Origin of the sequence: Paraglaciecola polaris LMG 21857, assembly GCF_000315055.1 — a bacterium.
GTDB classification, from domain to species: domain Bacteria; phylum Pseudomonadota; class Gammaproteobacteria; order Enterobacterales; family Alteromonadaceae; genus Paraglaciecola; species Paraglaciecola polaris.
Genome location: NZ_BAER01000017.1, coordinates 265,974 through 277,850 on the forward strand (window position 1 = coordinate 265,974; position 11,877 = coordinate 277,850).

The 11,877-nt window shown below is 46.4% G+C and carries 9 protein-coding genes; 4 read left to right on the forward strand and 5 right to left on the reverse strand.

Annotated elements, in window-relative coordinates:
- The first annotated feature begins 201 nt into the window (after positions 1–201).
- Complete coding sequence (locus GPLA_RS03155; RefSeq protein ID WP_007103371.1) at positions 202–2,352, forward strand: M3 family metallopeptidase; 2,151 nt, start codon at positions 202–204, stop codon at positions 2,350–2,352.
- Positions 2,353–2,466: 114 nt separating this feature from the next.
- Here the strand turns inward: GPLA_RS03155 and GPLA_RS03160 are convergent, their stop codons facing one another.
- The gene (locus GPLA_RS03160) at positions 2,467–3,789 is read right to left on the reverse strand and encodes an amidohydrolase (RefSeq protein ID WP_007103372.1); all 1,323 of its coding nucleotides are present in this window, start codon (positions 3,787–3,789) and stop codon (positions 2,467–2,469) included.
- A 229-nt stretch (positions 3,790–4,018) separates the two neighbouring features.
- On the opposite strand from GPLA_RS03160, the gene GPLA_RS03165 reads away from it, so the two are divergent.
- The 3 genes from GPLA_RS03165 (at position 4,019) to dgcA (ending at position 7,191) form a co-directional block, all read left to right on the forward strand.
- Positions 4,019–4,903: a LysR family transcriptional regulator gene (locus tag GPLA_RS03165; protein WP_007103373.1), complete on the forward strand. Its 885-nt coding sequence runs from the start codon at positions 4,019–4,021 to the stop codon at positions 4,901–4,903.
- Positions 4,904–5,109: 206 nt separating this feature from the next.
- Complete coding sequence (dgcN, locus tag GPLA_RS03170) at positions 5,110–6,114, forward strand: N-acetyltransferase DgcN (protein ID WP_007103374.1); 1,005 nt, start codon at positions 5,110–5,112, stop codon at positions 6,112–6,114.
- Between the two features lie 57 nt (positions 6,115–6,171).
- Positions 6,172–7,191, forward strand: a complete 1,020-nt coding sequence (gene dgcA, locus GPLA_RS03175) for an N-acetyl-D-Glu racemase DgcA (RefSeq protein ID WP_007103375.1) — start codon at positions 6,172–6,174, stop codon at positions 7,189–7,191.
- A gap of 129 nt (positions 7,192–7,320) precedes the next feature.
- Here the strand turns inward: dgcA and GPLA_RS03180 are convergent, their stop codons facing one another.
- From GPLA_RS03180 to GPLA_RS03195, 4 genes are all read right to left on the reverse strand, one after another.
- Complete coding sequence (locus tag GPLA_RS03180) at positions 7,321–8,397, reverse strand: HupE/UreJ family protein (RefSeq protein ID WP_007103376.1); 1,077 nt, start codon at positions 8,395–8,397, stop codon at positions 7,321–7,323.
- 56 nt (positions 8,398–8,453) lie between these two features.
- On the reverse strand, positions 8,454–9,560 hold the full coding sequence (locus GPLA_RS03185; protein WP_007103377.1) for a tetratricopeptide repeat protein: 1,107 nt from the start codon (positions 9,558–9,560) through the stop codon (positions 8,454–8,456).
- A gap of 70 nt (positions 9,561–9,630) precedes the next feature.
- Entirely contained in the window at positions 9,631–10,170 is a 540-nt protein-coding gene (locus GPLA_RS03190; RefSeq protein ID WP_007103378.1) for an Ig-like domain-containing protein, read from the reverse strand.
- Between the two features lie 10 nt (positions 10,171–10,180).
- Positions 10,181–11,779: a DUF4331 domain-containing protein gene (locus GPLA_RS03195; protein ID WP_007103379.1), complete on the reverse strand. Its 1,599-nt coding sequence runs from the start codon at positions 11,777–11,779 to the stop codon at positions 10,181–10,183.
- Between the last annotated feature and the right edge of the window lie 98 nt (positions 11,780–11,877).

Below are 11,877 nucleotides of genomic sequence, written 5' to 3' on the forward strand. Positions count from 1 at the left end.
AAAGTATGTACCGTCAGACACACTTGTTACAAATACTCGCAAAATACTCAGATAATTTGCGACAAAGCCCATGATTACTAGGCCTGATGGGATTGTGGGCGCTACCAGAGGCTTGCTAAAGTAGCCGGGTCATATATGCCTAGTAAATTTCCTATTTTGCCCCTTCTTGGGCATGGCATATCACTAATTTATGGAGTTCTAATGCGTATTTCAATTATTGCCGCCGCTGTCGGTGCTACCCTTGTTTTAGGTGCCTGTTCGAGTAATGTGGTGAATCAAGCTCAAACCACCGTGAAGCAGACAAAAAACATGGTCTCACCCACTAGCAATGTATTAATGAGTAAAAGCCCCTTAACCTACCAAGCACCGCAATTCGATAAGCTGAACATTGCCGACTATGAGCCTGCGTTTGCCGCGGGCATAACGCAACATAATGCTGAAATAGCAGCCATCGCCAATAATCCAACAGCACCGACGTTTGATAACACAATCGTCGCCATGGAGAAATCCGGTACGTTACTGACTCGCGTAAGTAAAACGTTTTACAACCTAGCCAGCGTCATTTCAAACGACGATTATCAGCGCATCGAGGCGGACATGGGGCCTAAGTTGACCGCACATGAAGATAATATTTATCTTAACCCCTCTTTATTTACCCGCATTCAAACGATTCACGCTAATAAAGACTCGCTAAACTCTTTAGATCAGCGTTTGGTTGAGCACTATTACACTAACTTTGTTCGCGCTGGGGCCAAGCTAAGTGATGCTGACAAAGCGATAGTGCGTAACATCAATGGCCAACTTTCGACGTTAGCCACCGAGTTTTCACAAAATATTTTAAAGTCATTTAAAGAGGATACGATTTTAGTCAGTGATAAAACCCAGCTTGCTGGATTGTCAGACAGCGAAATCGCTACCCTGGCCAGTGCAGCGCAAGAAGCAGGCAAAGATGGCTACTTGATTACGTTGGTCAATACGACGCGCCAGCCCATATTGGGTAGCCTTGAAAATCGTAGCTTACGCAAAAAAATCTGGCAGGCGTCTTCACAGCGCGCTATGGGTACAAACGGTCCAGTGTTGATTAAACTCGCTGAATTGAGAGCACAAAAAGCGCAATTACTTGGTTACCCAACATGGGCTGCCTATGTAACCGCGGATCAAATGGCCAAAACCCCCGCTGCAGTTTATGAAATTCTTGATGATCTCGCCCCCAAAGCGGTGGCAAAGGCCGAAGTTGAAGCTCAAGCCATTCAGGCGCAAATTAAGGCGTCCGGTGGCAACTTTAGCGTGCAACCTTGGGACTGGGCCTTTTATGCCGAGAAAGTGCGTAAAGCGAAATACGATCTAGACGAAAGTGTTATCAAACCGTATTTCGAACTGGATCGGGTGTTACATGACGGCTTGTTCTTCGCCATGCAAAAGCTTTATGGTATTACCTTTAAGGCACGTAAAGACCTGCCAGTTTATCACGATGATGTGCAAGCCTTCGAAGTCTTTAACCAAGACGGCAGCAGCATTGGTTTATTCTACTTTGACCCATATGCCCGCGAAGGTAAAGGTGGCGGGGCATGGATGGACGAATTCGTCACCCAAAGCGAACTACTCAAGCACAAACCAGTGGTCTATAACGTACTGAATATTCCTAAACCAGCCGATGGGCAACCTACCCTGCTCACGTTTGATGAAGTCACCACTTTGTTCCATGAGTTTGGCCATGCTGCCCATGGTTTATTCTCACAGGTGAAGTACCCAAGCCTAGCGGGCACAGCTACCGCCCGTGATTTTGTGGAGTTTCCATCTCAGTTCAACGAAGATTGGGATATCGACCCACAAGTGATTGCCCACTACGCCAAGCACTATCAAACTGGGGAAGCTATCCCCAAGGCGCTGTTGGATAAATTACTTGCTGCGCATCACTTCAATCAAGGGTTTGATACCACTGAATACTTAGCGGCGGCTTTGCTCGATATGGAATGGCACTCTATTTCCGCCGGCACTAAAATTGAAGACGTCGCGGCGTTTGAGCAGCAAGCCTTAGCCAAACACGGTATTGACTATGCGCCTGCTCCACCACGCTATAAATCGGCCTACTTTAGTCATGCATTTTCTGGTGGTTATTCTGCGGGTTACTATGCGTATTTGTGGACCGAAGTATTCGCCGCAGACGCCTTCGCTTATATGGCAGAGCACGACGGACTAAACCGAGACAACGGCGATAAATTCCGTAGCCGCGTGTTGTCTATGGGTAACAGCCAAGACTTGATGCAAGACTACATTGATTTTCGCGGCGCTAAGCCCACTGTGGATGCACTATTGAAACGCCGCGGCTTAGTAGACTCGTCCACGCACTAACAAGGAAAGTAGAATAGAGCACTAAAAAGCCCCAGTGAATTAGCTTATTCACCGGGGCTTTTTTACTTATGTCTGCAAACTCACCACTGATTGAGTTGTTATTAGGTTAACGGTCTACTTTTTTGCCATAATATCTAATGCAGCAGCGGTGAGCGCTTCGGTGGCCGTGCTGATAACCGAATCCGCTTTTGGAGCCCAATACGGACTATGCAATGACGGTAGCGAAGTGCCATTTTCCTTAGCATTTTGCCAGTCATCATCTCTTACACCACCGACCCAAAAAATCAAACTTTCGATATTTTTGTCCGCACGGTAAAAACGCCCAAAATCTTCTCCTCCCATAACGGCTGGGGTTTCAAGCACACGCTTTTCGCCAAAGCGCTGGGTAAACAAACCGGCCATTTTTTGCGTAAACTCAGGGGTATTAAACGTTGCAGGAGTATATTCGTCTTTTATGTTTACCTCCGGCATTAAATCTTCTGGTATACCGGCGGCAATTGCTTCGCCTTTTGCAATGCGTGCAATACCGTCAAGTAACTTTTGTCTTGTTTCGTCTGAATAACTGCGCACAGTCAGTAGCAAAGTCGCTTGATCTGAAATGATATTGTGCTTGGCGCCTCCGTGAAAACTGCCGACTGTGACCACAGCTGAATCTTGTGGATCCGTTTCCCGGCTCACTAACGTTTGTAATGCTCCAACTATGCGACTGGCCAATACGATAGGATCTTTGGTGGTATGAGGATAAGCGCCATGACCGCCCTGACCTTTTACAATCACATCAACGCTGTCCACATTGGCTAACGCAAAGCCTGGAGTATAGCCGATGGTACCTGCTGGCAAGCTTGCGGCGTCGTGAAACGCTAGGGCAAAATCTGGTTTAGGAAATCGCTCGTAGAGACCATCCGCAAGCATATCTCGTGCGCCTTTGCCCCGCTCTTCTGCAGGTTGTAATATCATCACTAAGGTACCAGACCATTTATCTTTCATGGCCGTCAGCGCCTGTGCAGTACCAACCCAGCTAGTCATGTGAGTGTCATGCCCACAGGCATGCATCACGCCTGACTCGATGCCATCCTCAGTGGTAGCGCGTACCTTAGACGCAAAATCTAACCCTGTTTGCTCAATAACGGGTAAACCGTCCATGTCAGCACGGATCATCAGCACAGGCCCAGGACCGTTTTTCAGCACAGCGACCACACCTGTGCCACCCACGTTCTCAGTCACGTCAAAACCTAACGCCTTGACGCGTTTAGCCAATTTGGCTGCGGTATTCACTTCGAAGCCACTTAACTCAGGATGAGCATGTAAATCTTTGTACAGCACCATGAGTTTGGGCATATCGGCATTCACTTTATCACTAATGCTGTCAGCACTGGCGGTCATGCTTAGGGCAAATGGAATGGCGGCAATAGCGGTGTATACTCGGCGTAGCTTCATGTTGTCTCCTAGGAACGTTTTGATTATGCATATCAGCGATACGTGAAAAAACTAAAAGACTATTTCAGATGAAAAACTCAGTCTTGATAACACGTTAGCACAAATTCATTGCTCTGAGCCAGCCACGAAAAATTCCGTAAAAATGTTCAACTAAAAGCGAGATTTAAACCTTAGGTTTGTTTAGGATAGACACCCTATAATTAATTTTTGCTGCTCACGAGACCCTCCTTTGCGCCTACGCCACATCGAAATATTTCACGCGATATACACCACGGGTTCGATTACCAACGCAGCCAAAATTTTGCATGTGTCTCAACCTGCGGTCAGCAAGGTCTTACATCATGCAGAATTGCAGTTAGGATTTGCCTTATTTACCCGTAACAAAGGCCGATTAGTGCCCACGCCCGAAGCCGACATGCTGTTTAATGAGGTGGACAAAATCCATCAGCAAATGCGCAGTATCGACAATACAGCGCACAACATTAAACATGCTCATTTTGGTAAAATTAACATAGGTATTACCCCAGCGCTGGGATTTGATGTGCTACCCAAAGCGATTGCCCGTTACCATCAGCAACATCCAAACGTCAGTTTTAACATTAATACCGTGCACAACGATGCGGTGCTGCAAAGTCTAATAGAGCACAAGTCAGACGTAGCCGTGTTGTTTCAACCCAGTTCCAAAATGGGCGTTAACAGTATTGACTGTGGCCAATCAGAATTGGTGGTGGTGTATCCCAAGGCGCTCTTTCCTCATCTGCCAGAACAGCTAAATATGCAGACATTTAAAGATGTCCCCTTCATCGACATCAGTGATTCAGGGCCGTTAGGTGATATGCTCTACAGTCGCCTGCAAAGTGAAAATATGCAGCTACGCAGCCCTATTCAAGTGCAAACCTATTTTATTGCCGCCAGATTAGTCGCCCAAGGTTTAGGCATTTGTGTGGTCGACCGGCACACCGCAAAAGGTAATTTAACTGACGACACGGCGATAGCCTCTTTTGCCCCACCGTTGGGGTTTTCAATCAACGCTGTGCACTTGCAAAATAGACCGTTATCAAAAGCCTTACAGGGTTTTTTACCGTTTTTACAAGCAGAGATCAGTCAATATTAAAGCGTTAATTTACGGCCTAGGGTGACCATAAAATATCAGCGCAATAACACCCATAACCTTGGGTTATACCTTGGCTATATTTAGTCACTTTATTTTCCCCAGCATCACGCTAGCATGTACCCTATCAAGTATACTCAATCAGAGCATACATTTACTTTTGCACGGTATATCCAATCACTGTGCACTATTTTTCAAGGATAATATTCATGGTCATTCACGCGCCTTATCTACTTTTTATTGGTGATGCCACCGACGCCCTATCAATCAAAATGGCGCAAAGTGTGGCTCATTGGCGACCAGACTTATGCGTGGGTGAATTAAGTGTTGAAGGCTGCACTGTTAGCACGGGCTTAAGTAAATTGAGCATTGAAGAAGCCGCTAAGCAAGGCGCCAAAAGCTTAGTCTTGGGTTTTGCCAATAGCGGTGGAATTTTAGATAAAAAATGGCTGCCATTAATTGAACTGGCTATTAAAAAAGGGATGCATATCGTCAGTGGCTTACATCAAAAACTGACTAGCTACCCAGAATTAGTGCACTGCGCGCAACAATACAATGTTGAATTACTCGACATTCGCCACCCGACCACACAATTTATCACGGGTACGGGTCGTAAACGCACAGGTAAACGTCTATTAACCGTGGGTACCGATTGCTCTGTTGGTAAAATGTATACTTCTCTTAGTATTGAAAACGCGATGCTAGAGCAAAATTTGCCCGTTGATTTTCGTGCCACCGGTCAGTGCGGTATCTTAGTTGCCGGCTCAGGTGTAGCAATCGATTGTGTCGTAGCCGATTTCATTTCTGGTGCCGCTGAGTCGTTATCGCCTGACGCGGATGACGACCACTGGGATGTTATCGAAGGTCAAGGCTCGTTATCTCATCCTGCTTTTGCTGGGGTTAGCTTGGGGTTACTGCATGGTTCACAACCTGATGCTCTCGTCATTTGCCACGCGCTCAATCGCACGCATATGCGTGGTTTACCCAACACGGCATTCCCGAGTATCGAAAGCACCATCGCTCTTAACTTGCAAGCAGCTCGCTTAACCAACCCGAATGTGCTGGTAACGGGTATTAGCGTGAATACCTCTGCCGTCAGTGTGGCTGAAGGTCGAGCTATCTGTGAGCAATTAAGTGAGCAATTTTTACTGCCCTGTGTTGACCCGTTACGTGACGGCACAAAAGCCATTATCGACGCCCTCGTCCAGCTGTAATCGATGTCCATGAACACGAGTTTTATCGCAAATTAATTCACAATAAAGGAAAAACACATGGGTTATCAGGTCAAAGCACAGCATCAGGCACTACCACTAAAAAGCGTATTTCGTATTGCCAGAGGTGCGAAAACCCAAGCCGACGTAGTCGTTGTCACCCTGAGTGACGGCGAGCACACTGGCTGGGCTGAAGCGGTGCCCTATGCTCGTTATCAAGAGTCGGTGCAGAGCGTTTTGACACAAATTGAACAAGTCGCTGAGAAACTAACGCATTTTGACGGAACGGTATCGGCGGCAAACGGGCTTATAGACACCCTCCCCGCTGGCGCAGCGCGCAATGCACTAGACTGTGCCCTGTGGGATTTGCAAGCCAAACAACAAGGAAAGTCGGTCGCTGATATGTTATCGCTAAAAGAACCTGTACCTTGTATCACAGCGCAAACCTTGAGCATTGACTCGCCAAAAGCAATGGCTGAAGCAGCAAAAGCCCTTGGTCATCCTCCTATGATCAAAGTGAAATTGGATAACCAAGATATTGTCACCAAAATGTTGGCCATTCATCAAGCTTCCCCTGACAGTAAATTCATTGTGGATGCCAATGAGGGTTGGTCAATTCACGACCTAAAGGCCTGCTGTGATAGCTTAAAAGAGCTCAACGTTGTATTGATTGAACAACCCTTGCCTGCCGGTGATGACGCCGAGCTGCTGAATTACTCAAGCCCGATCCCATTGTGCGCCGATGAAAGTTGCCATACTCGAGAAGAGCTTGAATACTTAAAAAATCGCTACGATGTAGTCAACATTAAACTTGATAAGACAGGTGGTTTAACGGAAGCCTTTTTACTCGCTCAAGAAGCACAATCTATGGGCTTTGAGATCATGTTGGGTTGTATGGTCGGCAGTTCGCTTGCTATGGCACCGATATCATTGCTAACAGACTGCGCCAAATTTGTTGATTTAGATGGGCCGTTATTGATCAAAACCGATGTTAAGAATGGCTTTGACATAATTGAAGGGATAATGCAGCCGCTAAATAGCGCTTTGTGGGGCAGTGCAAACAGCCGAGTTACCGTTTAGCGAGACACAGTGGCAAATGGACTAAAACGCTTTTAGTCCATTGACCTATATTAGCCCAGTGGTTTAATTAACCACTGGGCTTTTGATATCAGTCGTTGTGCTAGTTAATTGCAAAAAATCAGTCGGTAGTTAAAAGCGTTCAATTGCCCAATTTAATGCGATAACCCCAATAACCAATGATGCACCAGGCATTAACCAGCGGCGATAAATCAGCGTTTTTCCCAGCAAAATAAGAATTGGCAACGCCACTAACACGATCGCCAATTGACCGATTTCAACGCCTACATTAAATGCGAGAATAGATAGCAGCTTTTGGTCGCCTGGCAAACCAAGCTCCCCCAACACGCCAGCAAATCCCATTCCATGCAATAAACCAAAGCCGAACGTCAGCCAGCCTAAACGCAGAATAATTGGTTTAACATTGTTCAAAGCGGCAAATAATACCGACACTGCGATCCCAAACTCAACCCAGCGGCTACTTGGCACTATCCAGCCAATGGCGGTCGCAGTTAATGTCACTGAATGCGCTAAGGTAAACGCACTGACAATCCAGACGGTGGTACTCAAGACTTTTTTCAATTGCGGATTACGCTGCCAATGTCCGTCTTTGCGGATCAGTACACACGGCAGCAACAACGCTAATAAAAACAGAATATGATCGGTACCAATCAAAATATGAATGATCCCCTGATACACAAACTCCTTAAACGTTACCCAACCGCTTCCTTCAGCCAAATCGATCTTAATGTGTCGCTGTGACTCATCCAGTACAAAACTTTGTGTGTTGTCTTTGTCACTGATGTTTACCACCACTTCATGACTGTCGTCTTTATCGAATATTGCGCTGTAATCGATACTAAGTGTGCCAATTAATGGGCATTGCGCACTAAAATCAGTCACCGCATAAACCGCATCAGCATGATCTTCTAAACGCTCTAACCCTTGGAATTGCGTGGTACAGGCCAACTGCCCACGATTGATATGCATGTGCTCAGCTAAGTAACTGGCAATGTCAGCCCGCCGGTTTGTCACTTCGCCCCAGGTGAGCTCACCATTTTGGTCGGCATCTAAACCCAAAACCAGCTCTAAATCCGTTAAGCCCAACTGCCACTCACCTGTGATACGTCCACTCTGGTCTAGGTTGGCAATAATGTAACCAGTACTTAGTTGGTGGGCGGTAATGGGCAGACTAATTAGGCTGATCATGAATCCTAAAAAAATAAATAAGGATCTGATCTTATTGTGGTTATTCTTCACTACTATTACATTCCTGCTGGCTGCTGAGGGTCATCTTGAGTGTTATATTGTACGTTCATAGCACGCTCTAGCAAGCGTTGATCTGCATCGAGTCGCGCATGTTGCCAGTTAATTTTGGCCCAAAAAAGCGCTTTTTTGCGATCCGGTGAAATGTCCAAGTAATAGCGCGCTATATCAGCGGCATGGGCCGTGTCTTGACGTTGCAGGCGCACATTAATACGCTGGGTTAAGCGCTGAGCCCACAAGCGTGTCTGTTGACTTATCTGCTGCTCAGCCAACGCCAAGCGCAGTAATAATGCATCATCAAAACTATCGGCCTGCTCAACAATCGGCCCTAGGGTGCTCATCACCTGCTGGGCAGAATCGTTTGCCAGTTGAATATCGGCCCATAACACCAAATAACTCACGGGTACCTGGGTTAAATCAAATGCCGCCAAATGCTCCAGTGCAATGTCATACAACCCTTGTTTGGCTGCTAATTCAGCTAAAATTTGCGACAGCCAAAGTTGCTGCTCAATTTTAACATTACTGTTTGCTGATTTGTGTTGCGTCAGGTTTTGCAGCTGGGTATAACTCACCTCGGCACTATTGCTTGCCTTGCCCTCTTGTGCATTTACCTCCAAAGCACAGGCGCCGCTTATCCATAACTCAGTTACACCGAGCAGTTGCAGACACGTGCGCTTGGCTTGGGTTAAATTACCCTGGACTAACAAAATATTAGCCTTTAATAACAACGCTGAAGCGTGGTTAGGCTGATAACTTAGTATGTCGTTTAAAAGCACGAGGGCTTCATCGAATCGATGATAGTGCTGGGCTATGCGCGCTTTATAAAATAATAATTGGCGATCCTTGGGAGATGCATTGAGCAATTGTTCGGTCAAGGCACTGGCTTGTCCATAGAAACGACTGGCTAAGCCGGGCATATTGGCTTGCGCTAATAAACTGGCCACTTTCTCCCTGGGAGAATCACTCGAGGTCACCACCGTCCACTTAGACACCACGGTATCCGAAGACGTTGGTACATAACTTTTAGCACTTAAATACGTGCTCATGAACAGCAAAAACGCCCCTAAGAGCGTCGCTGTACGTATAGCAAAAACCTGCTTATCCACCTTTAATATCTCCTTGAAGGGGCGCCTTCCTTGGCGCTGTCAATCGATTGATTTATGCTTGAACTATTTATCAGTTAGTTGGCAATAAATCATTGTAAGCGTCAGGCTCTTCCACATCCTGAGTAAACGAACGGCCATTTGTTACCAATGGCTCGTCTTGCGGTTGCTGAGCAAAAGCGGCTCTGCTTTGTGTGCTAAACGAGACCGTTAGCGCTTCAATGGTGATATTCACCGTGCCACTGGCAGGATCATTAATCCCATCACTGACTGAGAACGTAAAACTATCACTGCCCGTTACCTCTGGGTTTGGCTGATAAGTAAAGTCACCGTTATCACTGACAGTTACGCTGCCCAGTGTGGGCTCATCGCCCACACTGAATATCAAACTGTCGCCATCGTCGTCAGTAGCAGTGAGCATGTCCATAATCGCGGTCTCAGTCTGAGTGGTTAAATCCACAGACACAGCATTGGGTGCGACATTTTTGTCATCATCGTCACTGCCAAAATTACAACCGGCTAGGATAACCGTCACCGCCAATCCGAGGCTTAGAACTCTTAGTTGGCTCATGCCTGTTTGATGAGGTAGTTTTCTCGTTTTTTTGTTTCTCATTTTATGCTCCTTATTCTGCGCCAGAACCAGGCAATGGCATCGCTAAATAGGGAAAGCTTGTTTCCATCATAGATGCATTACTAGGTGCGCCATCCGTAAAGGGCACATTACCAACACTGGCATCTTCAGGCGCACACAAACCTAGGTCTGTATCTGTGCCATTAACCGGAATGGGATAACACAAACGTCCCATTACCACGCGAAGCGCAATATCGACCACATCATCTCCTGGGCGACGACCATTTGGGAAACCGGCTAAATCATCACCAGCAACCCCAAATGGAGACTGCATGGCCGCTGCTTTAGCTTCAATACCCGTATTCAAACGCAACATTTCAGATGGCGTCACGATTGAAAGCTGATTCACACCTTCAAAACCGGTCAAAAACGCCGTTACCAAATCGGTACGTGGGAAGTTAGTCGGGGCTAGAGTCTCAATTTCAGCGCCTAAGGTTGTGTTAACCGCATCTTTAAATAAAATGTTGAGTAACTCAGGTAGCGTAGGATGGGTAACATAATCGGCAAATTGTCCATCGTCCTTTGGTGCCGCACTAGAAAATGTATCTTTATCCGCTAGACCAATCACCAACTCATTAACCAAAGGAGAACCCAAACGAGATACTTGTGTCATAGCGCCGCCATTGACTTCGGTGTTATCAAAGCTGGCATTTGGATTTAAAATACGGGCTTGTGGCAAGCTCGCAGTCGTCCATGCACCTATACTGCCATTACCAGAACCGGTTAAACACGATTTAGGTACTTCAATGGCGATACTGGTGACATTTTTATCCGCTAAATCGTCGTTGTCTGCAGATTGCGTAATACCACCTGGGAATCCCCCCGCGTCTCCAGCACCCGGTGCGCTGTCTCCTTCAACGGGCACAAAGTTAACTAAATCGAACACTTTACCTAGGTTCACCGTGAACGCATCTTTGCGCTGACCAACGAATATTTTCGCTGGGCTATCGCATCCGGGTATGGTCGCGCTGTATACAAAGCTATCTGCGTAGGCCTTGTATTGTTCAGCGCTAGCAAAGGTTTTATTACCGATGTAATCAAGTGGCTTACCAAAGCTTGCACCACCTGACGTATCGTTCATTACCGAAGCACTCGTACCTGTGCGCATGGGGCCAGTCACCAAATTAACGGTGTAGTTCTCCATGAAATTGGCATTCGTTTGATCACCAGCACTGACGCCTCCCACATTTTTTAGTGGTACGCCTACTGACTTTTGTGCACCTTCAGGGCCGACCATAAGAGCAACACCCGCATTGTCATTAGGCAACGACTGGCTAAAATTAAACGTGAAACTCATGTCTTCGACAGCATCACCATCGTTATCAATATGGATCGCATACATAGCAGCAGGATCCATGGCGAAGTAATTAGGTCCGCCGTAGGCATCTTGTAATGGAATATAATTCGCAATCAGGGTGACGTATTCACCACGACCTTCTTCATAACTGTTAAAGGCGTAGAAATCAGTTGAATCAACCGTTGGAGAGCGTGTGACATTAGGTGCTTCTCTATGGCTAGAAGCTTGTGCTGCCTGGGCTAAGGTTAAACTTAGTATGGCCGAGGCAATCAATGTTAATTTTGTTTTTTGCATGACGTTTCCTTTTTATGTACCTGTTGAATTAAGTTAAACGGGCGAATCAGGTTACTGGATGCAAAAAAGTTAAAAAAAGATTAAAAAAAAAGCGAAAC

What these genes read in the sequence shown, in the direction of transcription:
- GPLA_RS03155 (WP_007103371.1), top strand. Translation starts at nt 202, where the DNA reads ATGCGTATTTCAATTATTGCCGCCGCTGTCGGTGCTACCCTTGTTTTA.
- GPLA_RS03160 (WP_007103372.1), bottom strand. Translation starts at nt 3,789, where the DNA reads ATGAAGCTACGCCGAGTATACACCGCTATTGCCGCCATTCCATTTGCC.
- dgcN (WP_007103374.1), top strand. Translation starts at nt 5,110, where the DNA reads ATGGTCATTCACGCGCCTTATCTACTTTTTATTGGTGATGCCACCGAC.
- dgcA (WP_007103375.1), top strand. Translation starts at nt 6,172, where the DNA reads ATGGGTTATCAGGTCAAAGCACAGCATCAGGCACTACCACTAAAAAGC.
- GPLA_RS03180 (WP_007103376.1), bottom strand. Translation starts at nt 8,397, where the DNA reads ATGATCAGCCTAATTAGTCTGCCCATTACCGCCCACCAACTAAGTACT.
- GPLA_RS03190 (WP_007103378.1), bottom strand. Translation starts at nt 10,170, where the DNA reads ATGAGAAACAAAAAAACGAGAAAACTACCTCATCAAACAGGCATGAGC.
- GPLA_RS03195 (WP_007103379.1), bottom strand. Translation starts at nt 11,779, where the DNA reads ATGCAAAAAACAAAATTAACATTGATTGCCTCGGCCATACTAAGTTTA.